The 21195-nt window shown below is 67.2% G+C and carries 21 protein-coding genes; 12 read left to right on the top strand and 9 right to left on the bottom strand.

All coding sequences use genetic code 11. The annotated features are described in order from the left end of the window. The first annotated feature begins 9 nt into the window (after nt 1–9). From RI032_RS10500 to RI032_RS10475, 6 genes are read left to right on the top strand one after another with little or no spacing between them, the layout of a single operon-like run. Nucleotides 10–2841, top strand: coding sequence for a monovalent cation/H+ antiporter subunit A (locus tag RI032_RS10500; RefSeq protein WP_228354869.1), 2832 nt, complete (start codon nt 10–12; stop codon nt 2839–2841). Further along, entirely contained in the window at nt 2841–3233 is a 393-nt protein-coding gene (locus RI032_RS10495) for a Na+/H+ antiporter subunit C (RefSeq protein ID WP_010482669.1), read from the top strand. The genes RI032_RS10500 and RI032_RS10495 overlap by 1 nt, the downstream gene beginning before the upstream one ends. Further along, nucleotides 3230–4765 (top strand): monovalent cation/H+ antiporter subunit D, encoded by a 1536-nt coding sequence (locus RI032_RS10490; protein ID WP_010482670.1) that lies wholly within the window; start codon nt 3230–3232, stop codon nt 4763–4765. Before RI032_RS10495 ends, RI032_RS10490 begins: the two co-directional genes overlap by 4 nt. Then, nucleotides 4762–5268, top strand: a complete 507-nt coding sequence (locus tag RI032_RS10485) for a Na+/H+ antiporter subunit E (protein ID WP_010482671.1) — start codon at nt 4762–4764, stop codon at nt 5266–5268. The genes RI032_RS10490 and RI032_RS10485 overlap by 4 nt, the downstream gene beginning before the upstream one ends. Next, nucleotides 5265–5549, top strand: coding sequence for a K+/H+ antiporter subunit F (locus RI032_RS10480; protein ID WP_005411334.1), 285 nt, complete (start codon nt 5265–5267; stop codon nt 5547–5549). The genes RI032_RS10485 and RI032_RS10480 overlap by 4 nt, the downstream gene beginning before the upstream one ends. Beyond that, complete coding sequence (locus RI032_RS10475; RefSeq protein ID WP_010482673.1) at nt 5546–5935, top strand: Na+/H+ antiporter subunit G; 390 nt, start codon at nt 5546–5548, stop codon at nt 5933–5935. The genes RI032_RS10480 and RI032_RS10475 overlap by 4 nt, the downstream gene beginning before the upstream one ends. A gap of 135 nt (nt 5936–6070) precedes the next feature. Here RI032_RS10475 and RI032_RS10470 read toward each other — a convergent pair whose 3' ends face one another. Next, on the bottom strand, nt 6071–7036 hold the full coding sequence (locus RI032_RS10470) for a sodium:calcium antiporter (RefSeq protein WP_049480629.1): 966 nt from the start codon (nt 7034–7036) through the stop codon (nt 6071–6073). Nucleotides 7037–7110: 74 nt separating this feature from the next. Then, complete coding sequence (locus RI032_RS10465) at nt 7111–7767, bottom strand: hypothetical protein (RefSeq protein ID WP_228354871.1); 657 nt, start codon at nt 7765–7767, stop codon at nt 7111–7113. Between the two features lie 124 nt (nt 7768–7891). On the opposite strand from RI032_RS10465, the gene RI032_RS10460 reads away from it, so the two are divergent. Further along, nucleotides 7892–8428, top strand: a complete 537-nt coding sequence (locus tag RI032_RS10460) for a hypothetical protein (RefSeq protein ID WP_049411771.1) — start codon at nt 7892–7894, stop codon at nt 8426–8428. A 128-nt stretch (nt 8429–8556) separates the two neighbouring features. On the opposite strand, the gene hmgA is transcribed toward RI032_RS10460, so the two are convergent. Beyond that, nucleotides 8557–9864, bottom strand: coding sequence for a homogentisate 1,2-dioxygenase (gene hmgA, locus RI032_RS10455; RefSeq protein WP_125437413.1), 1308 nt, complete (start codon nt 9862–9864; stop codon nt 8557–8559). Between the two features lie 102 nt (nt 9865–9966). Beyond that, nucleotides 9967–11079, bottom strand: coding sequence for a 4-hydroxyphenylpyruvate dioxygenase (gene hppD / locus RI032_RS10450; RefSeq protein WP_181390027.1), 1113 nt, complete (start codon nt 11077–11079; stop codon nt 9967–9969). Between the two features lie 129 nt (nt 11080–11208). Here hppD and RI032_RS10445 point away from each other — a divergent pair, with 129 nt between their 5' ends. Then, nucleotides 11209–11703 carry a MarR family winged helix-turn-helix transcriptional regulator gene (locus RI032_RS10445; protein ID WP_010482680.1) on the top strand — a complete coding sequence of 165 codons (495 nt, stop codon included), beginning with the start codon at nt 11209–11211 and terminating at the stop codon, nt 11701–11703. An 81-nt stretch (nt 11704–11784) separates the two neighbouring features. On the opposite strand, the gene RI032_RS10440 is transcribed toward RI032_RS10445, so the two are convergent. The 4 genes from RI032_RS10440 to RI032_RS10425 all read right to left on the bottom strand — a co-directional run bounded on the left by RI032_RS10440 (nt 11785) and on the right by RI032_RS10425 (nt 16308). Beyond that, entirely contained in the window at nt 11785–12924 is a 1140-nt protein-coding gene (locus RI032_RS10440) for a hypothetical protein (protein ID WP_057503644.1), read from the bottom strand. 202 nt (nt 12925–13126) lie between these two features. Beyond that, complete coding sequence (locus RI032_RS10435) at nt 13127–13732, bottom strand: thioredoxin family protein (RefSeq protein WP_057503643.1); 606 nt, start codon at nt 13730–13732, stop codon at nt 13127–13129. A 19-nt stretch (nt 13733–13751) separates the two neighbouring features. Beyond that, complete coding sequence (locus RI032_RS10430) at nt 13752–15251, bottom strand: peptide MFS transporter (protein WP_322546978.1); 1500 nt, start codon at nt 15249–15251, stop codon at nt 13752–13754. Nucleotides 15252–15432: 181 nt separating this feature from the next. Further along, nucleotides 15433–16308, bottom strand: coding sequence for a tryptophan 2,3-dioxygenase (locus RI032_RS10425; RefSeq protein ID WP_019338596.1), 876 nt, complete (start codon nt 16306–16308; stop codon nt 15433–15435). Between the two features lie 336 nt (nt 16309–16644). On the opposite strand from RI032_RS10425, the gene pdhA reads away from it, so the two are divergent. Genes pdhA through RI032_RS10405 form a run of 4 tightly spaced genes read left to right on the top strand, consistent with a single transcriptional unit; the run spans nt 16645 to nt 20530 of the window. Beyond that, on the top strand, nt 16645–17727 hold the full coding sequence (pdhA, locus tag RI032_RS10420) for a pyruvate dehydrogenase (acetyl-transferring) E1 component subunit alpha (RefSeq protein WP_019338597.1): 1083 nt from the start codon (nt 16645–16647) through the stop codon (nt 17725–17727). Continuing rightward, entirely contained in the window at nt 17720–18787 is a 1068-nt protein-coding gene (locus RI032_RS10415) for an alpha-ketoacid dehydrogenase subunit beta (RefSeq protein WP_010482686.1), read from the top strand. Before pdhA ends, RI032_RS10415 begins: the two co-directional genes overlap by 8 nt. 1 nt (nt 18788) lies before the next feature. Further along, nucleotides 18789–19142, top strand: a complete 354-nt coding sequence (locus RI032_RS10410; protein WP_005411349.1) for an SH3 domain-containing protein — start codon at nt 18789–18791, stop codon at nt 19140–19142. Further along, nucleotides 19139–20530, top strand: a complete 1392-nt coding sequence (locus tag RI032_RS10405) for a dihydrolipoamide acetyltransferase family protein (RefSeq protein ID WP_322546977.1) — start codon at nt 19139–19141, stop codon at nt 20528–20530. The genes RI032_RS10410 and RI032_RS10405 overlap by 4 nt, the downstream gene beginning before the upstream one ends. A gap of 110 nt (nt 20531–20640) precedes the next feature. Here the strand turns inward: RI032_RS10405 and RI032_RS10400 are convergent, their stop codons facing one another. After that, nucleotides 20641–21027 carry a VOC family protein gene (locus RI032_RS10400; RefSeq protein WP_322546976.1) on the bottom strand — a complete coding sequence of 129 codons (387 nt, stop codon included), beginning with the start codon at nt 21025–21027 and terminating at the stop codon, nt 20641–20643. Nucleotides 21028–21195: the final 168 nt, after the last annotated feature.

Below are 21195 nucleotides of genomic sequence, written 5' to 3'. Positions count from 1 at the left end.
ATTCCCTGCATGCTCCCCAGCCTGCCCCTGCTGCTGGCCCTGCCGTTCCTGATGGCAGCGGCTGTTGCGGCCTTCCCCCGTAGTTCGCGCTCGACTGCTGCCTGGCTGGCGGCGCTGGCGCCGTTGGGCGGGCTGGCCATCCTCGGCTGGCTGACCCCGTCCGTACTCGGCGGCCAGGTGATGCGGACGATGGTCCCTTGGCTGCCTCAGATCGGCCTGGACTTCACCCTGCGCCTGGACGGGCTGGCCTGGATGTTCGCCGGGCTGGTGCTGGGCATCGGCGCGCTGGTGGTGCTGTATGCGCGCTACTACCTGAGCCAGCAGGACAACGCGCACCGCTTCTACTCCTACCTGCTGCTGTTCATGGGCGCCATGCTGGGCATGGTGCTGTCGGGCAACCTGCTGTTGCTGATGATCTTCTGGGAAATGACCAGCATCAGCTCGTTCCTGCTGATCGGCTTCTGGTCGCACCGCCAGGACGCCCGCGAAGGCGCGCGCATGGCGCTGGTGATCACCGGCGGCGGCGGCCTGGCCCTGCTCGGCGGCGTGCTGCTGATCGGCCGCATCGTCGGCAGCTTCGACCTGGACGTGGTACTGGCCGCCGGCGAGCAGATCCGCGCCAGCGCGCTGTATCCGTATGCCCTGTTCCTGATGCTGGCCGGCATCTTCACCAAGAGCGCGCAGTTCCCGTTCCACTTCTGGCTGCCGCACGCGATGGCGGCGCCGACCCCGGTCTCGGCCTACCTGCACTCGGCCACCATGGTGAAGGCCGGCGTGTTCCTGCTGGCGCGGCTGCATCCGGCGCTGGCCGGCAGCGACCTGTTCTTCTACACGGTCAGCGGCATCGGCGCGATCACCCTGTTGATCGGGGCCTGGAACGCGATCTTCCAGCACGACCTGAAGGGCCTGCTTGCGTACTCCACGATCTCGCATCTGGGCCTGATCACCCTGCTGTTCGGCCTGTCCACGCCAATGGCGGTGGTGGCCGGCGTGTTCCACATCCTCAACCACGCCACCTTCAAGGCCTCGCTGTTCATGGCCGCCGGCATCATCGACCACGAAACCGGCACCCGTGACATGCGCAAGCTCGGAGGCCTGCGTAAGCTGATGCCGTTCACCAGCGCGCTGGCGATCATCGCCTCGCTGGCGATGGCCGGCATCCCGCTGCTCAACGGCTTCCTGTCCAAGGAAATGCTGTTCGCCGAGGCACTGACCGCCGGTGGCGGCCCGGGCGCGATGCGCACGGCGGTGTCGATCGCCGCGCTGCTGGCCGGCGTGCTGGGCGTGGCCTACAGCCTGCGCTTCGTGCACGACACTTTCTTCGGCCCCGGCCCGCACGACCTGGACCGCGTGCCGCATGAACCGCCGCGCTGGATGAAGGTGCCGGTGGAACTGCTGGTGGTGATCTGCGTGGCGGTAGGCATCGCCCCGGCACTGACCGTGGCGCCGGTGCTGCATGCTGCTGCGGCCTCGATCCTCGGCAACGCCATGCCCGAGTACAGCCTGGCGGTGTGGCACGGTTTCAACCTGCCGCTGGCGATGAGCGCGATCGGCGTAGTCGGTGGCGTGGCGCTGTACTTCGGCCTGCGCAGGCTGATCAACCTGCACGGCGTGGAAACCCGCACCACCGGGCGCAACGTGTTCCATGCACAGCTGGATGCGATCTCCGCGCTGGCCATGCGCCTGACCAACGGCATCGCCAATGGCAGCCTGCAGCGCATGCTGCTGGGCCTGGTGCTGGTGGCCATCACCGTGGCCGCCGCGCCCTACATCGCCAACCCGGCCTCGCCGAACTGGACCAAACCGCAGCCGATCCCGCTGCTGGGCTGGGCGCTGTGGCTGGTGATGATGGCCTGTGCGGTGGCCACCCTGCGTGTCTACAAGCAGCGCCTGCTGGCGGTGCTGCTGGTGGGCGGTGTCGGCCTGATGGTGGCGCTGACCTTCGTGTTCCTGTCCGCGCCCGACCTGGCCCTCACCCAGCTGCTGGTGGAGATGGTGACCCTGGTGCTGATGCTGCTGGGCATGAACTACCTGCCCGCGCAGTCCGGACCGGAGCGGCCGCGCTGGCGCAAGCGGCGCGATGCGGTGATCGCCATCATCGCCGGTGCCGGGCTTGGCGCGCTGGCCTATTCGGCGATGACCCTGCCGCCCAACACCATGGCCGGCGAGCTGCTCGCCCGCGCCCTGCCCGAGGCGTACGGCCAGAACGTGGTCAACGTGATCCTGGTCGACTTCCGCGGCTTCGATACCTTCGGCGAGATCACCGTGTTCGGCATCGCCGCACTGGTGGTACATGCCCTGCTGCGGCGCACACGGATGGCGCCGGAACAGATCATGCCTGGCCCGCCGATCAAGCTGCCGGTGCCGGCTGACCTGGCGCAGATCATGTTCCCGCTGACCCTGACCGTATCGATCTTCCTGTTCCTGCGGGGCCACAACGCGCCGGGCGGTGGCTTCATCGCCGGCCTGGTGCTGGCGGTACCGCTGCTGATCCAGTACGTGATCCAGGGCACCGCGTCGGTGGAATCGCGCTTCGGCTTCGACTACATCCGCTGTATCGGCATGGGCCTGCTGATCGCCCTGCTCAGCGGCAGTGCCTCGATGCTGTTCGGCGTACCGTTCCTGACCAGCGGGCACCTGGACCTGCACCTGCCGCTGATCGGCGACGTGCCACTGGCCAGTGCCATCGGCTTCGACATCGGCGTCTACCTGGTGGTGTTCGGCGGCGCCATGCTGATGCTGTCGATGATGGGCACGATCAAGCCGTCGCGTACCCGCACTGCCCGCAAGGGTGAGATCGACCTGCAACGCCGTTCGGCCCGCACCGGGGAGATGCACTGATGGAACTGGCCCTGGCTACCGCGATCGGCGTGCTGACCGCCATCGGCATCTACCTGCTGCTGCGTGCGCGCAGCTTCGATGTGATCCTCGGCATGACCTTCCTGTCCTACGCCACCAACCTGCTGATCTTTGCCGGTGGCCGCGTGGTGCTGGGCAAGGCGCCGGTGCTGCAGGAGGGTGTGGACAGCCATCTCGGCAACTACACCGACCCGTTGCCGCAGGCACTGGTGCTGACCGCGATCGTGATCGCCTTCGCGATGACTGCCGTGAGCATCGTGCTGGCCATGCGCAGCCGCAGCGACAACCACAGCGACCACGTGGACGCCCACGAACCGGATGACGACCTGCAGGATGAGCGCGTGCCGCCGCGCCAGGACGAGGACCGCGCATGAATCATCTGGTGATCCTGCCTATCCTGATTCCGCTGCTGGGTGCTGCACTGTCGCTGTTCGTCGAACACCGCCGCTATGGCCCCAGAGTGCAGCGCGCGGTGGCCTGGACCGCGCTGTCGGCGCTGGCCCTGGCGGTGGGCCTGCTGTTTGCCAGCACGGCCAGCGGTGACATCAACGTCTACCTGCTGGGAGACTGGCCGTCGCGGCTGGGCATCGCGCTGGTGGCCGACCGGCTGTCGGCGTGGATGCTGCTGACCACCCTGCTGCTGGCCATTCCCTGCCTGCTGCATGCCTGCTCGGGCTGGGACCGCCGCGCACCGCACTTCCATGCACTGTTCCAGTTCCAGCTGGTGGGCCTCAACGGTGCGTTCCTGACCGGCGACATCTTCAACCTGTTCGTGTTCTTCGAGGTGATGCTGATCGCCTCCTACGGCCTGCTGCTCAGCGGTGGCCGCGGCCTGCGCATGCGCATCGGCCTGCACTACGTGGTGTTCAACGTCACCGCCTCGACCCTGTTCCTTATCGCGCTGGGCCTGCTGTACGCCTCGCTGGGCTCGCTGAACATGGCCGAGCTGTCGCAGCGCATCGCCGAGGTGCCAGCGGCGCAGCTGACCCTGGTGAAGGCGACGATGGGCCTGTTGCTGCTGGTGTTCTGCGCCAAGGCCGCACTGATGCCGCTGTACCTGTGGCTGCCGGAAGCCTATTCGCGCGCGCCGGCCGCTGTGGCTGCGCTGTTCGCGATCATGACCAAGGTCGGCCTGTACTCGGTGCTGCGCATCCAGATGCTGTGGTTCGGCGACGATGCCGGCGCGATGACCGGCTATGGCCGCGACTGGCTGCTGTGGGCCGGCGTGGCAACGCTGGTGCTCGGTGGCCTGGGTGCGCTGGCCGCAACCCGCCTGCGCGTGCTGATCTCCTACCTGGTGATCGTGTCGGCAGCCACGCTGTTCATCGCCTTCTCGGTAGGCACGCCGCAGGTGCTGTCAGCCGGCCTGTACTACTTGCCACACAGCAGCTTCGTCGCCGCCGCGCTGTTCCTGATTGCCGACCTGATCCGCCGCCGACGTGGTGGCGCCAGCGACCGCAAGGAAGTGGTGGCACCGATGCCGGGCAAGGAAACCCCAGCGGTGCTGTTCCTGATCGGCGCGGTATCGGTGGCCGGCCTGCCGCCGCTGTCCGGCTTCCTGGCCAAGGCCGCGCTGCTGGCTGGCATGCCGGCACAGTACACCGCCCCCGTCTGGACCGCGGTGCTGGTCAGCAGCCTGCTGGTGATCATGGGCCTGACCCGCGGCGGCATCCGCCTGTTCTGGCGCGTGCCACCGGTCGATCCCGAGGCACCGAAGCCGCGCAAGGCACGCCTGCGCCGGGTCGAGCTCTACGCCGCCTGCCTGCTGCTGGGTTACGGCATCGGCATGACCCTGGCCGCCGCCCCACTGATGCGCTACACCGACGCCACCGCCGCACAGCTGCTGCACCCCAGCGAGTACGTGCAGCAGCTGCGCGCGACCACGCCGGAGATCCGCCAGCCATGACCGCCCAGCGCTCCCTGTTCCGCCGCGTCATTCCCTCGCCGATGCTCAGCATCATGGTGGTGGCATTCTGGCTGCTGATGTCCGACAGCTTCACCCTCGGCCAGATCGTGCTGGGGCTGGTGCTGGGCGTGGTGGTGCCGCTGTTCGCCGCGCGCCTGGATCGCGAGTTCGCTCGCATCGGCACTCTGCGCCCGTTGCCGAAACTGCTGTGCGTGACCCTGTGGGACATCCTGATGTCCAACATCCGCGTTGCCCTGCAGGTGCTGGGCCCGGAGAAGAACATCCACCCGGGTTTCATCTGGTTGCCGCTGGACATCGCCAACATCCACGGCATCGCCGCGCTGACCAGCATGATCACTCTGACCCCGGGCACGGTCTCGGCCGCGCTCAGCGACGACCGCAAGTTCCTGCTGGTGCATGTGCTGCACCTGGAGGACCCACAGGACCTGATCGATACGATCAAGCGCCGTTACGAGGCGCCGTTGATGGAGATCTTCCCATGACCGGTTTTGAAGTCATCCAGACCACCCTGGTGGTGTGCATGCACGTGGTCGGCCTGGCGATGCTGCTGGCCACCTGGCGCCTGCTGCGCGGGCCGACCGTGCCCGACCGCATCCTCGCGCTGGACACCCTGTCGGTGACCGCGATCGCCGAGCTGATGCTGTTCGGCATGTACCTCAACTCGCCGATCTATTTCGAGGCCGCGCTGATCATCGCCATGCTCGGCTTCGGCAGCACCGTGGTGCTGAGCAAGTTCGTGCTGCGCCGGGACATCGTCGAATGATCACCGCGATCCAGATCGGCCTGTCGATCCTGCTGCTGTTCGGCTGCTTCTTCATCCTGGTCGGCGCACTGGGCCTGGTGAAGCTGTCCACCTTCTTCAAGCGCCTGCACGCACCGACCAAGGCCAGCACGCTGGGCGTGGGCTGCGTGCTGGTGTGCTCGGTCTGCTACCACATCTTCCTGGGCCAGGACCCGCAGCCGCGCGAGCTGCTGATCACCGTGTTCCTGTTCATCACCGCGCCGATCAGCGCACACATGATGGCCAAGGCCGCGCTGTCGCTGCTGATGGAAACCCGCCCCAGCCTGCCGGGCAACGAGCCGGCCGCCGAAGAGCAGCTGCCGCCGCCGGAACCGGTGCGGGAAGAAGAGACCACGCAGGGCCGGTAAATCCGGTAGCGGCCGACCTTGGTCGGCGCATTGTTTGCGCGAGTGCCAACCAAGGTTGGCACCCACCGGGTGATCGGTGGTGGGTGCCGACCGTTGGTCGGCACGAAATCAACCGCATCCACGCATGGCGTGGATCTACAACGCTGGTGCGCCCACCAGCAGCAGCTCCAGCACGAGCCAGCCGACGAACGCGACCAGCAGGATCACGCCTTCGCCACGGCTGATCTTCAGATCGCCACGCAGCATCGGGTACAGCACCAGCGCGAACGCCAGCAGCGCCGGCAGCTCCAGGCGCACGAACGAGGCCGGCAACGCCAGCGGCTGCAGCACTGCCATCGCACCAATCACCAGCAGCAGGTTGACCACGCTGGAACCCAGCACGTGGCCCAGCACCATGTCGCCATGCCCGCGACGCGCGGCGGCGATGGCGGTGGCCACCTCCGGCAGTGCGGTGCCGATTGCCACCGGCAGCAGGCCGACCAGCAGGGGCGTCCAGCCCAGGGCTACGCCGAAGTCCGCGGCGGCGCCCACCACCAGGCGCGCGCCCCAGTACAGGGCCAGCACGGCGATCAGCACCCGCAGCACGTTCAACGGCAGGCTGGTGCGGCTCAGTGCGGATTCGGCGATGGCCGCCTGCACCTCGGCGCTCTCGCTACGGCCACGGCGCAGCAGCAGCACCTGCACCACGATGAAGCCGGCCAGCAGTATGCCGCCCTCCCAACGTGCGAGGCCGCCATCAAGCCCGAACAGGATCAGCAGCACACCCGCCGCCAGCAGCGACCACCACAGCACCGTCTGCAGGCGGGCGCGCAGCAGCAGGGGCGCAGCCATGGCCGCCACGGCGAGGGTCAGGCCCAGGTTGACGATGCTGCTGCCCACCGCGTTGCCCAGGGCCAGCTCCGGTTGGCCCACCGCCAGCGCGCGCGCATTGACCGCCAGTTCCGGCAACGAGGTGGTTACCCCGAGCAGCAGCAGCCCGGCAGTGAACGGGCTGGCCCCGAAACGTTGGGCCAGGCCGGACACGGCCTTGACGATGGAGTCCCCGCCCAGCGCCAGCAGCAGCAGGCCGAGCAGGAACCAGGCAATGGCAATGGCGATCATCGAGCACTCCCCCCAGCAGTGGTGGCGCGATTCTACGCTTGGCCCGCACGTGCGGCTGGGCCGTGGATCAAGGATCAGCCACACCCTTCCGCATAATCGACCTGCGGGGTCTGCCCGACGCGCCAGGCACCCACCCGGCCATCGGCACCGAGCGCGAAGTCGATCACCGCCCCGCCCTCCTGCGCCGGGCGAACGCGCAGGTGCTGGGCCTTCTCGTCGTACTTGTCAGGGCCGACATCGGCCCGCTCCGGGTACAGCACCTGCAGCTCACCGAGGGTCATGCCGACCTTGCCGCCGCCTGGTGCGGTGATGGCGGCGCTGCGCACGTCGTAGCGCACCAGCTTGCGGCCTTCGATCATCAGGCGCGGGCCCTCGGCATCCTGCGGGCGCAGGAAGTAACAGCCATCGTTGCCATCGTCAGCCGGCAGCGGCTTGCCGGCGGCATCGGTGCCCAGCCCCTGCAGCGGCGTGCCGAAGCCGGCGCGCACGTCGGCGATGCCGGCCCCCAGCTTCGCACCAGCGAAGCCGTCCAGGCGGGCTGGACTGTCCTTGCGAAGGTCGTTCGCCGGGCGGGCCGCCAGATCAGGATCCGTCGACTGGGCGGGGCCGGTCGCCGAGGCGGTTTCCGCCGGAGTGTCGCTGCCGCTGCCGGCCGCCCCCTGCTTGTCGGGGCCGCCACTGCAGGCGGCGAGCGAAAGGAGCAACAGACCAGCAATCGGGAGGTGCTTCATCGGTGCGGTTCCCTGGCACGAAGATGGCTGCACGCTAGCCCATCCGGTGTGCAGGCGCTGCATTGTCATCGCGGTTTCATCGCCTTCGTTCAGGCTCGGCGAGCACCGACATGCCGTCCCTTCCATGCAACCGCGCAAGACCGATCTCGCCCGAACCGCGCTGCAGGCCCACCGCGCGCCGCTGGACATGCGCCAGCGCCGGCTGCTGATCCTGTGCGACGGCCAGCGCACCGTTGCTGACCTGACCGGTCTGCTCGGCCAGGAAGCACCGGCGATGGTCATCCAGCTGGTACAGGCGGGGTACCTGAGCACCGGCACGGGCGCCACGACCCCGGCACCGTCGACCGCAGCCGCAGCAACGCCGGTGCCCACGCCGCCGGCAGCCACACCTGCTGCCCCCGCGATCGAACGTCGCCGCTCGCTGGTGGCCGCGCGCATCTACGTGCTGGGCATATTGGAGATGCAGCGCCACCCGCAGGCGGCAGCACTGTTCCGTGACCTGCAGCAGGCGCGTGCGGAAGAAGAGGTGCTGCAGCGGCTGCAGTCAGCGATGCAGATGCTGCCCGGGCTGACCTCGGAGGGCTATTGCCAACGCGTGCGACAGCGCCTGCTGGAGGCGTTGCCGCTGGAGCATTGCGAGGCGTTCGCCGAAGTGGCGTAAGCGCAAGTTCCGGCGGAGAGCATCCACGCATGGCGTGGACCTACTGCATCACGACCGCCTTTCGCTAGATCCACGCCATGCGTGGATGCGATCAGGATCCGTGCCGACCAAGGTCGGCACCCACCACGCTAGCGGGACGACCGGAAGTTGTTACGCAGGCCGTTCCAGCACTGCTGGTAATCGCCCTGGCGGTGGCCGGCGGCCAGCGCCTGTGCGGTCGGGCGGATCACCGCACGGGTCTCGAACATGAAGGCCATCGTGTCCTTGATCACATCGGCCTTGGACAGATCGGCATTGGACGCCTTGTCAAAGGTCGGCGCGTCCGGGCCGTGACCGCTCATGCAGTTGTGCAGCGACGCGCCACCCGGCACGAAGCCTTCGGCCTTGGCATCGTAGGCGCCATGCACCAGGCCCATGAATTCGCTGGCGATGTTGCGGTGGAACCACGGCGGGCGGAACGTGTTCTGCGCCACCAGCCAACGCGGCGGGAAGATCGCGAAGTCCATGTTGCTGGTTCCCGGCGTGTCGCTGGGCGAATGCAGCACCAGGAAGATCGACGGGTCCGGGTGGTCGTAGCTGATCGATCCGATGGTGTTGAAGCGACGCAGGTCATAGCGGTACGGCGCGTAATTGCCGTGCCAGGCCACCACGTCCAGCGGCGAATGGTCGATCGGCGCACGCCACAGGCGGCCTTCGAACTTGGCGATCAGTTCGAAGTCGCCATCCACATCCTCGAACGCCGCATGCGGGGTCTCGAAGTCGCGCGGATTGGCCAGGCCGTTGGAACCGATCGGTCCCAGGTCGGGCAGCTTCAGCAGCGCACCGTAGTTCTCGCAGATGTAGCCGCGGCTCGGGCCATCGGGCAGTTCGACGCGGAAGCGCACGCCGCGCGGGATCACCGCGATCTGCTGCGGCTCGATCTCGATCACGCCCAGCTCGGTCAGCAGGCGCAACGCGCCCAGCTGCGGCACGATCAGCAGCTCGCCGTCGGCGTTGTAGAAGTAGCGGCCGACCATGTCGCGGTTCGCGGCGTAGAGGTGGATGCCAACACCCGCGTGTGCATCGGGCGAGCCGTTGCCGCCCATCGTGTACAGGCCCTCGACGAAGTCGGTCGGCAGTTCCGGCAGCGGCAGCGGGCTCCAGCGCAGCTGGTTCGGCGAGGCCGGCTGTGCGCCGAAATCACACTGCAACTGCGACTGCGCGAACGGAGTGAACTCGCCATGGGTCACCGCCGGGCGGATCCGGTACAGCCAGCTGCGGCGATTGCTGCCACGCGGCGCGGTGAAGGCGGTGCCGGTCAACTGTTCGGCGTACAGGCCGTGGGCCACCTTCTGGGGCGAGTTCTGCCCGACCGGCAGCGCGCCGGCGACGGCCTCGGTGGCGAATTCGTTGCCGAAGCCGGACTGGTAGCCGCGGGCGGTGATGGCGGGGGACATGGGGGCTCCTGGGTACGGCGAGACCGGAACGGAAAGCAGCCGAGCATGGCCCGGCTCTACAGATGGGCAGGCGCCGGGACTGGCCCGGCGCTACCGATGACCTTACAGCACGCCGCGGCGGATCTGGTCGCGTTCGATGCTCTCGAACAGCGCGGTGAAGTTGCCTTCGCCGAAGCCTTCGTTGCCCTTGCGCTGGATGATCTCGAAGAAGATCGGGCCGATGCAGTTCTGGGTGAAGATCTGCAGCAGCTTGCGCTGGTGGGTTTCCGGATCGGCATCGATGAGGATCTTGTTCTTCGCCAGGCGCGGCACGTCTTCACCGTGGTTCGGCACGCGCTGGTCGATCACATCGAAGTAGGTCTCCGGCGTGTCGAGGAAATCCACGCCCTGCGCGCGCATCGCTTCGACGGTCTCGTAGATGTTCTCGGTGAAGCAGGCGATGTGCTGGATGCCTTCGCCCTTGTACGCGTCCAGGTACTCGTTGATCTGGCTCTTCGGGTCGGACGATTCGTTCAGCGGAATGCGCACGATGCCGTCCGGCGCGGTCATCGCCTTGGACACCAGGCCGGTCTTCAGGCCCTTGATGTCGAAGTAGCGGATCTCGCGGAAGTTGAACAGGCGCTCGTAGTAGTCCGACCACTGCTGCATGTTGCCGAAGTACAGGTTGTGGGTCAGGTGGTCGATGAAGGTCAGGCCGAAGCCCACCGGGTGCAGGTCGGCACCGGCGATCGGCTCGTAGTCGCCGTCGTAGATGCTGCCGGCCGCGCCGTAGCGGTCGACCAGATACAGCATGCAATCGCCGATGCCCTTGATGACCGGGGCGCTGACCGCCTTGCTGTCCGGCTTGAAGGCGATGGCTTCGGCACCGTTGCCCAGCGCGGTCTGGTAGACCTCCTGGCCCGGCTTCTTGAAGCGGATGGCGAAGCCGCAGGCGCACGGACCGTGCTTCTCGGCGAAGTCGGCGGCGAACGAATCGGGGTCTTCATTGACCAGGAAGTTGACGTCGCCCTGACGATAGACGGTAATCGAACGCTGCTTGTGCTTGAGCACCGCGCTGAAGCCCATCTTCCGGAAGTACTCGTGCAGCTCCTGGCCACGGCCGGCCGGGGCGGCGAATTCGACGAACTCGAAGCCGTCGATGCCCATCGGGTTCTCGAAGGTGGTGACCTGCATGCCGGGGTTGGGGTGCGAGGCGGTCGGGACTGCGGTATTCATGGCGTGGCTCCGAATCGGTACCGCATCGGTACAAACCAGGTGCGGGCAGGTAGGGACCCGGCGAGAATGCAGGGTCTGGACCTACCCCTTATAGTTACACTTGAAACCACCAGCAAGGTGCACCGCAACATGAGCCCCGCCGATCCCGCCTCGACCCGCCTGCGTGCCTCGCACGTCCTGCTCGACCTGGAACAGTTCCTGCCGTACCGGCTGAGCGTGCTGTCCAACCGGGTCAGCGGCAACATCGCCAAGCTATACGGTGATCGTTACGGTCTGGCGATTCCCGAATGGCGGGTCATCACCATCCTGGCGCTGTACCCGGGCTCCTCGGCCAGCGAGGTCTCCGACCGCACGGCGATGGACAAGGTGGCGGTCAGCCGCGCCGTGGCCCGCCTGCTGGAGCGCGGCTTCATCAAGCGCGAGACCCACGGCGACGACCGCCGCCGCTCGGTGCTGGCGCTGTCCGCAGCCGGCTTCGAGGTCTACGAGACCATCGCGCCGATGGTGATCGAGATCACCCGCAAGCTGATGTCGGTGCTGAGCGAGGAGGAGGAGCAGCTGCTGGAAAAGCTGATCCTGCGCCTGGCCGGTGACGGCCTGGAGCGGATGGGCGAAGGGGTCTGAAAGAAAAAGGGGACGGAGGGGATTAAGTCGTTTCAGGCACACGAGTGCTGATTACGGCTTAATCCCCTCCGTCCCCTTATTTCAGCTCAGATGCTTGCGGCGCGCATGGATCCACGGCACCGCCAGTGCGGCAATGGCACCGCCGGCGAAGCCGAGCGAGGCGGCAACCGTAGCCGCTTCGACCGCCCCCGGCAGCGCCAGCGCGGCAGCTACAAGCAGCAGCGACGGCAGGCCGACGAAGGTGCCCAGGAAGAAATGCCAGCGCGGCGACCAGGTGTTGAGCTGCAGCAGGCTGACCGGCTGCCAGGCGTCGGATGCGGCATCTTCGGCGATCTTCGCCACCGCCTTGGCCAGGTCCACTTCCGGCAGCGCGCGCCCCAGGCGAGCGGTCGCCAGCAGTTCGGCCACGGCCTCCACCGGCGGGAAGCTGGACGGCCACGCCACCGGCGCCGGCACGCCATAGGCGGTCAGCAGCGGCACGCTCAACCACGGCGCCACCAGCGGACGCATGCGGCGGCGGCCCTGCACGCACCAGATCTGCGGCTGGCCGTGCGCGGTGACGCTGTACAGCGCCAGTTCGTTGGCCGGCGGATAGCCGAGCATGGTCACCCGTGCCGCCAGGCTGTCCTGGCCCATCGCGCGCAGGAAACCGGGGCGGCTGCGCCCTTCCTGCATCCACGCCAAGCCGAGTGCACCCACCAGATAGGCCTCGGCCACGTCCTTGCTGCCGGCGGAGGCGCGTTCGTCGCTGGCCAGGTACCAGGCCAGCGATTTCGGTTCGGACACATCGTCCAGGCCCCAACGGCTGTCGTCCCCCAGCACATGGCGCACTGGCAGGCGCGCGGGCGCGGTTTCGCCACGCTCGCCTGGCTGCAGGAACGGCAGCACGCCCTGGATGAAGGTGGACAGTTCGATCGCACGCACGCCATGGCCCTGCCATTCCGGCGGCAGCAACCCGGCCAGCTGGCCGTCGGCGGCCAATGCATCGAGCCGGGACTTCTGCTCGACCAGCTTCTGCACCGCGCCCTTCAGCACCACGTTGTCGGGCAACGCGATCTGCGGCAGGCGGTGGCGTGGCGGCGCCAGTTCAACACTGTCCTCGCCGGTACCAGCGTCATCCAGCAGCGCCTCCTGCGGCGGCAGGGTCACGCCCTCGCCTGCTTCGCCTTCGACCAGAGTGCTGGCAGGTTCAGGCAGTCGTTCGGCGTGGTCGCTGTGCATGGGCGTTCCGGTAGGTTGCATCGACGGGGCGTCGACTGAGGTCCTTGCCGGTAACGGCGAGCGCGTTGCGATATTGAGATGCCGATTCCGGGAATGTGACCGCAACCACAGTAGATCCACGCCATGCGTGGATGCGACCCGACATCAGTGCCGGCCAACGGTCGGCACCTGCCGAGCATGCCGGCCAGCAACCGGCACTACCCTATTCCGGTTTGTCAGGTGCCCACTGCTTGAGGAACGCGGTCACGCGCGCGGGCTGGAAGGCTTCGCCCTTGCGCAGCTCGCCGGTGGCCTGCGACACCAGCAGTCCGCCATCGGCATCGAGCACCAGCAGGTACGGGTAGTCGCGCTCCATCATCGGGAACTGGGCGAAGAAAGCGGTATTGGGTTGTTCGTCGCTGGCGTTGACCTTTACCCACACGTAGTGGGCATCGCGGAAGCGGCGCAGATCACCGTTACCTTCCACCAGCTCGTCCAGCGCCCGGCAGCGATCGCAGGCGGCATTGCCGACCTCGAGCAGGATGCGCTTCTTGCCGCGCTGGGCTTCCACCTTGGCAGTGGCCAGATCGTCGGCGGGGTTGCGGGCCGGGTCGAACTGCGCGCCGAGCCCGGCGATGGCGGCAATATCCGCCGCCACCGGGGTGTTGCCCGAGGCCACCGGTTCGCTGGGGTCAGCGACCGGTGGCTCGGTGGGTCGGGTATCCAGCGGCTGCGTAGGCTCGGCGACGGCAGGCGGTTGCGGTTGGGAACAGGCGCCGATCAGCGCCGCACAGACCACCACTACCGCAGTACCGAGCTTGCTACGCATGCCTTCTACCCTCTCATCATTACTTGACGCCGTGCATCAGCTTGTTGATCAGCGGGGCGATCAGGAACAGCACCACGCCGGAGCCGATCAGGGCCCAGAACCCGAAGGTATACCCCTTCAGGGCCGACTCGACCGTCATGCCGCCTTCACCACTGACCACGCCGGCGAAGATGCCCGACAGGTTGTTGCCGATGCCGGTGGACAGGAACCAGCCACCCATGCCGAAGCCGACCAGGCGCACCGGGGCCAGCTTGGTCACCATCGACAGGCCGATCGGCGACAGGCACAGCTCACCCACGGACTGGATGACGTAGACCATGAACAGGGTCCAGAACGGGATCTTGCCGTCCACGACCATCTGCGACAGCGCGTACATCAGCAGGGCGAAGGCGGCGCCATTGAACAGCAGGCCCAGGCCGAACTTGCGCGGGATGGACGGATTGGCGCGGCCCATGGCCACCCAGATCCAGGCGATGATCGGGGCCAGGGTGATGATGGCCACCGAGTTGACCGACTGGAACCACGCGGTCGGGAACGTCCATTCACCGAACTGGCGGTTGACGATGTTCTCGGCCAGGAAGGTAAACGAGCTGCCGGCCTGTTCGAAGAACATCCAGAACATCACGTTGAAGGCGAAGATGATCAGCATGGCGATCACGCGGTCGCGCTGCACCTTGCCCCCGCGGATGCCCTCGACCAGCAGCAGGATGGCCAGCGCGGTGAACATCGCACCCAGGATCCAGGCCAGCGCGGTGGCGCCGGTGGCCAGCAGGAAGTACGCGACCGGGATGGCGACCACGGCACCGGCCAGCACCATGATGATGCGGCCGAAGCCTTCAGCGCCGGCCGGCGGTGCACCGATGCCCTTCAGGCCGGCGCGACCGATGTAGAACCACACCAGCGAGATCAGCATGCCCACGCCTGAAGCGATGAACACGACCTTGTAGGACGGCATGGCATCGGTACCGAAGACCTTGCGGGCCAGGTACTCGGTCAGCACCGGGGCGATCATCGCGCCAATGTTGATGCCCATGTAGAAGATGGTGAAGCCCGAATCGCGGCGCTCGTCCTTCAGGCCGTACAGCTTGCCGACCATGGTCGAGATGTTCGGCTTGAACAGGCCATTGCCGACGATGATCGTGGCCAGGCCGAGCTTGAAGATGTGCTCCTGCGGCAGCGAGATCATGAACAGGCCGGCGGCCATGATGATCGCGCCGGTCAGGATCGATCGCTGATAGCCCAGTACCCGGTCAGCCACGTAGCCACCGAAGATGGCTGCGGCATACACCAGGGCCAGGTAGGCCCCGTAGATGCGGCTGGCGTCGCCTTCACCGGCAGCGCTGCCGTTGTAGAACTGGGCAACGATGTACAGCACCAAGGCCCAGCGGATGCCATAGAACGCAAAGCGTTCCCAGAACTCGGTCATGAACAGCATCCACAACGGGCGCGGGTGGCCCAGCGTGGTCTTGAAGTCCGGCAGCGCCGGCTCTGGGGTGTTCGCAGTGGCGTTTACGCTCATGCGGGTTTCCTGGTTCGGTGGATGACGAGCACGTCCGCTGTGCAGTTGGAGCAACGCGCGAGGATCACCGACTTCTGGCGTTCACGTCAAATACACGCCGTTTGAGGCAGGTGCCAGCCTGCTCGCTGAACTTGCATCTGAAACGATCCAGCCAGTGGCCGGGATCCAAGCTGAATACGGATCAGCCCTGCGCTGACGGGGGCCCGGCCTGCAGGCTGGTGCGCACCTGGAACAGCTCGGGGAAGAAGGTCAGTTCCAGCGCCTTGGCCAGGAAGCCCACCCCGGACGAGCCGCCGGTGCCGCGCTTGAAGCCGATCACCCGCATCACGGTGCGCATGTGTCGGAATCGCCATAGCTGGAAGGCGGTCTCCAGGTCCACCAGGTCCTCGCACAGCGCGTACTCGCGCCAGTAGCGGTCGGTGTCCTGGTAGATGCGTTCGAAGACCGGCTGCAGTGCGTCGTCGGCCACATGCGGCTGGGTCCAGTCGTGGTTTTCATACACGGCCGGTACGGCGTGGCCGAAGCGGGCCAGGTACTTCAGGAACTCCTCGTACAGGCTGGGCGCCTCCAGCACGGTGCGCAGCTGCGCCTGTCCGGCCGCATCGTGCTCGAACACCTGCAGCATCTGCGCGTTCTTGTTGCCCAGCAGGAACTCGATGTAGCGGTACTGCAGCGACTGGAAACCCGACGACGGGCCCAGCACGTCGCGGAAGCCCATGTATTCGGACGGGGTCAGCGTTTCCAGCACCGACCACTGCTCGGTCAGCTGGCGCAGCACCTGCTTGCTGCGCGCCAGTACCTTGCGGCACTGCCAGACTTCATCGCGCTGCAGGAAGCCGATTGCGGCGCGCAGCTCATGGCCCAGCAGCTTCAGCCACAGCTCCGAGGTCTGGTGCTGGATGATGAAGAGCATCTCGTCATGGTGCGGCGGGTTGGACAGCGGCTGCTGCGCGCTGAGCAGCTGGTCCAGCCGCAGGTAGCCGCCGTAGGTCAGGCGCCCCTGCAGGTCGGTGTGGATGCCGGCTTCGAGATCGCGTTGGTTGTTGTCGACGGACATGGGTGCGGCCAGATCGGGGGCGGCAAGGGTAGCGCGTTGCCAGCCGCGCGGGCAGCCGCGCCGTCCATACCGGGGCGTGCGGTGCCCCGTGGAGCATTGGCCAATGCGGGGCCTGCGCGTGGAACCGATCGGGTCGTTGCGCCAGCAGTCAGCCAGAGGCGTATTCTGATGCTTTGCAGCAACGACTGAATACGTTGTTGTTATTGGCCCCCCACCCGCCGGCAGGGGTAAAACAGGGCGTTGCCGTGTTGCGGCGCAGGAAGGCTATTCCGTACGCGTTCCTTAACATGGCGATTCATATCATTTGTAACTTCTCTGTCGAAGGTGCAGTACGCAATGACGGTTGCCGCTGAATTCAAGATCGAATACCTGCAGTACCTGGACGCGGACGGCAAGCTCGTCCGCGATGACCTGCCCGCGTCGCTGCGCGACCCCAAGGTCCTGGTACCGCTGTTCAAGCAGATGCTGTTCGTACGTACGTTCGACAGCAAATCCATCGCGCTGCAGCGCACCGGCAAGCTGGGCACCTATGCCGCCTGCCTGGGCCACGAAGCGGCGCACGTGGGCATCGGCGCAGCGATGCAGAAGGACGACGTATTCGCGCCTTCGTACCGCGAGTATGGCGCGATGTTCATGCGTGGCGTGCGCCCGCACGACGTGCTGATGTACTGGGGCGGCGACGAACGCGGCAACGATTACGGCGGCAACGCGGCCAAGGACTTCCCGTTCTGCGTGCCGATCTCCACCCAGTGCCTGCATGCCGCCGGTGCCGCGCTGAAGTTCAAGCTCAACAAGGAACCGCAGATCGCGGTGGCCGTGTGCGGCGACGGTGGCAGCTCCAAGACCGACTTCTACGCGGCACTGAATTCGGCCGGCGCCTACAAGCTGCCGCTGATCCTGTGCATCGTCAACAACGGCTGGGCCATCTCGGTCCCGCGTTCGGCCCAGACCGGTGCCGAAACGCTGGCGCAGAAGGGCCTGGCCGGCGGCCTGCACTGCCTGCAGGTGGACGGCAACGACCTGATCGCCGTGCTGGCGGCGATGGAGCAGGCACGCGAGCGTGCGCTGGCCGGCGACGGTGGCACCGTGCTGGAACTGATGACCTACCGCCTGTCCGACCACACCACCGCCGATGACGCGCGCCGCTACCGCGACGACGCCGAGGTGAAGGATGCCTGGCAGCGCGAGCCGATGCTGCGCCTGCGCAAGTACCTGATCAACGCCGGTGTGTGGAGCGAAGAAGAGGAAACCGCCTGGGTTGCCGAGTGCGGCACGCGCGTGGACGAGGAAGTGAACCTGTACCTCAACACGCCGGTGCAGCCGGTCGAGGCGATGTTCGACTTCCTGTATGCCGATCCGCCGCCGGACCTGCTGGCCCAGCGTGCCCAGGCGATCGCCCTGGAGAAGCGCCATGGATGAGATCAAGAACGGCGCGCCCGGCGCGCACACCAACGCCGCCGACAGCGCTGCTATCGCGCGCGGAGAAGAGAGCATGACCACCACGCCGATCACCCTCATCGAAGCCATCACCCAGGCGCTGGCCTGGGAGCTGGAGCACGACCCGTCGGTGTTGGTGCTGGGCGAGGACGTGGGCGTCAACGGCGGCGTGTTCCGCGCCACCGCCGGCCTGCAGCAGCGCTTCGGTTCCGAACGCATCCTCGACACCCCGCTGGATGAAACCACCATCGCCGGCCTGACCATTGGCCTGGCCGCGCAGGGTATGAAGCCGGTGGCAGAAGCCCAGTTCGATGGCTTCATGTACCCGATGGTCGACCATATCGTCTGCCACGCCGCACGCCTGCGCTACCGTACCCGTGGCCGCCTGCACTGCCCGATGGTGCTGCGCGTGCCGTGGGGCGGTGGCATCCGCGCGCCGGAACACCACAGCGAAGCCAACGAGGCGATCTTCACCAACGTGCCGGGCCTGCGCGTGGTGCTGCCGTCGTCGCCGCAGCGTGCGTACGGCCTGCTGCTGGCCGCGATCCGCGAACCGGATCCGGTGATCTACATGGAGCCCAAACGCATCTACCGCCAGTACAAGGAAGTGGTCGTCAACGACGGCGAAGCCTTGCCGCTGGACGTCTGCTTCGTGCTGCGCGATGGCACCGACGTGACCCTGGTGACCTGGGGTGCGCAGGTGAAGGAAGCACTGGAAGCGGCTGACAAGCTGGCCGGCGAAGGCATCAGTGCCGAAGTCATCGACGTGGCCACGCTGCGCCCGCTGGACTTCGCCACCATCGCCGAATCGGTGGCCAAGACCGGCCGCTGCGTGATCGTGCAGGAGGCCCCTAAGACCGCGGGCTTCGGCGCCGAGATCGCCGCGCGCCTGGCCGAGGAATCGATCTACGACCTGCTGGCGCCGGTCGAACGCGTCACTGGCTACGACACCCACATTCCGCTGTTCCGCCTCGAAATGAAGTACCTGCCGAGCGTTGAGCGGATCGTGGCTGCAGCCAAGCGCGCGGTGGCGGCCGGCTGACATGCGGGCCCGCCTTTTGGGGGCTTACCGCAGCCAGTATCCCAACCCGCTCCGGTTCCATACCGGCCAGATCGTCGAAGTAGGTGTCCGTGACGAGGAATGGCCGGCGTTTGCCTGGGTACGCACCAACGATGGGCGCGCTGGATGGGCGCCCATCGCCTGGTTGCAGCTGCTGGACGAGGGTCGCGCCGAAGCCCTGTGCGACTACGACGCCCGCGAGCTGGATGTGGAAAGCGGCGAGATGGTGAAGCTTCATCACGAACACGGTGGGTGGTGGTGGTCCGAGCGCGCCAATGGCGCGACGGGCTGGCTGCCGGCCCGCGAACTGGAACTGCTGGAAGAGAACTGCAAATGAGCCAGACCAAGAACTTCAACCTGCCCGACCTGGGCGAAGGCCTGCCGGACGCGACCATCGTCGAGTGGTTCGTCAAGGAAGGCGATGTGATCAAGCTGGACGAGCCGCTGGTGTCGATGGAGACCGCCAAGGCCGTGGTGGAAGTGCCCTCGCCGTTCTCCGGCAAGGTGCTGAAACTGTCCGGCGGCGCCGGCGACATCATCCCGACCGGCTCGGTGCTGGCCAGCTTCGAACTGGACCCGAACCTGCCGCAGCGCGCCGATGGCCAGGACACCGGCCACAGCCATGGCCACGCTGCACCGGCCGCGCCGGCTGCCGCGCCGACCCCGCCGCCGCTGCCGGCTGCACCGGTCGTTGCGGAAGAAGCCAAGCCCGCCGCTGCCGAGCGTGATGACGCCGGTACCGTGGTCGGCGCGATGCAGAGCTCCAACACCGTGCATGCCGAACAGGCGCTGGCCGTCGGCGGCGTCAAGGCCGTGCCGGCCGTGCGTGCGATGGCGCGCAAGCTGGGCGTGGACCTGAGCCGCGTGGCCGCTACCGGCACCGATGGCGCCGTGACCATGGCCGACGTCAAGCAGGCCGCAGCCAACGGCACCGCCAAGCTCGGCGCTGCTCCGGCACCGGTGGCTGCCGCCGCGTATGCCGCGCCAGCCCCGGCGCAGGTGTCTGCCCCGGTGCAGAGCGAAGCCCGCACCCCGCTGTCCGCCGCCGGCAAGCCGATGCGCACCCAGCCGCCGGGCGTGGTCGCCAAGGGCCAGCCGGAACCGCTGAAGGGCGTGCGCCGCAACATGGCGCGCGTCATGGCCGACGCGCACAGCAAGGTCGTGCCGACCACGCTGAACGATGACGCCGACATCCACGCCTGGCTGCCGGGCAACGACGTCACCGCGCGCCTGGTGCGTTCGATCGTGGTCGCCGCGCAGAAGGTGCCGGCGATGAACGCCTGGTTCGATGGCGAAGCGCTGACCCGTACCCTGCACGCGCAGGTGGACATCGGCATTGCCGTAGACACCGACGACGGCCTGTTCGTGCCGGCCCTGCGCAATGCCGACATGCTCGACGCGCGTGGCATCCGCGAGGGCGTCAACCGCCTGCGCGAGCAGGTGGAATCGCGTTCGATCGCCGCCTCGGAACTGAGCGGCTACACCATCTCGCTGTCCAACTTCGGCATGTTCGCCGGCCGCTATGCGACCCCGGTCGTGGTGCCGCCGTGCGTGGCCATCGTCGGTGCCGGCCGTGCCCGCCACCAGATGACCCCGGTGATGGGCGGTGTGGAAGCGCACAAGGTGATCCCGCTGTCGGTCACCTTCGACCACCGCGCAGCCACGGGTGGTGAAGCCGCCCGCTTCCTGCGCGCGATGATGGACGACCTGGCGCTGGCCAGCTGATCGGTGGGTGCCAACCTTGGTTGGCACATGAATTGGAGAAACGCCGGGCACTGCCCGGCGTTTTTTTTGCCCGCATCCACGCATGGCGTGGATCTACCAAATGCGTGCGATCAATCGCGCGCGACCATACCCTCGGCACGGCTGTACACACGCAGGCGATGGCCATCCGGATCCGCACCGACGAAGGTGTGGCCAAACTCCAGCGTCACCGGCGCCTGCAGAATCTGCACGCCGAGCGCGCGCCACGCATCATGCGTCTGCTGCACCGTCTCGGGGTCGGCGACCACCATCGCCAGTTCCGCGGCGCCGGCCTGCGCGGACACCGGCGGTTGCACGTCGTCGCGCTGCCACAGGCCCAGTGCAGCGCCATCGCTGAGCAGGAACAGCGCAAAGCCGGGCGACTGCTCGACCGGCGGCTTGCCGAGGATGCCGCTGTAGAAGGTGGCGCTGGTGGCGACGTCGCGCACGTACTGCAGCAGGGTGCTGGGCTTGAACATGGGGAGGCTCCGTTGTTGGGAGCAATCATGGTGGTACGGGCCTGCTGACAGATTCTGTCAGCAGATTCGTCTGTCGGTAGAGTCGACTGTCAGTCGACTGCTCTTCCTTCAGCCTGCTTGCCCCCCGCTGCGCGCGATAGTCGACTAACAGTCGACTCTCCCCCCCGC

Source organism: Stenotrophomonas geniculata, from assembly GCF_034508895.1.
In the GTDB taxonomy this organism is placed as follows: Bacteria; Pseudomonadota; Gammaproteobacteria; order Xanthomonadales; family Xanthomonadaceae; genus Stenotrophomonas; species Stenotrophomonas geniculata.
This window is presented reverse-complemented; position numbering and strand designations above follow the sequence as displayed.